Origin of the sequence: Bacillus pretiosus, assembly GCF_051294775.1 — a bacterium.
Taxonomy (GTDB): Bacteria; Bacillota; Bacilli; order Bacillales; family Bacillaceae_G; genus Bacillus_A; species Bacillus_A wiedmannii.
Genome location: NZ_JBPPHF010000625.1, coordinates 1 through 280, shown reverse-complemented (window position 1 = coordinate 280; position 280 = coordinate 1). Strand labels below are relative to the sequence as shown.

Below are 280 nucleotides of genomic sequence, written 5' to 3'. Positions count from 1 at the left end.
GTTGAACCTACATCTGTCCCTAAATTGGCTCCCAACGCATTTTTAGGATTATCAGCATCTTCTTTTTTATCTTCCTCGCCTTATTTACTAGCTCTTGTCTTCTCTTTATTACTACGATGGTCATCACGTATTCCTTTAACAATGCCTGCCATACTCGCTAAGGCACCCATTCCCATCAGCGTACCTGCTCGATTTACTGCTCCAACCGAATTTGTACTTAAACCAATGAAACTTTTTACAATCTCACCTACAGGAATAAACCTGTCTCATATAGAAATAA

1 pseudogene is annotated in these 280 nt (G+C 39.3%); it reads right to left on the bottom strand.

Going from position 1 to position 280, the window contains the following annotated elements:
- Positions 1–260, bottom strand: a pseudogene (locus ACSG5Z_RS32440) (hypothetical protein); the annotation flags it as partial.
- Positions 261–280 lie beyond the last annotated feature (20 nt).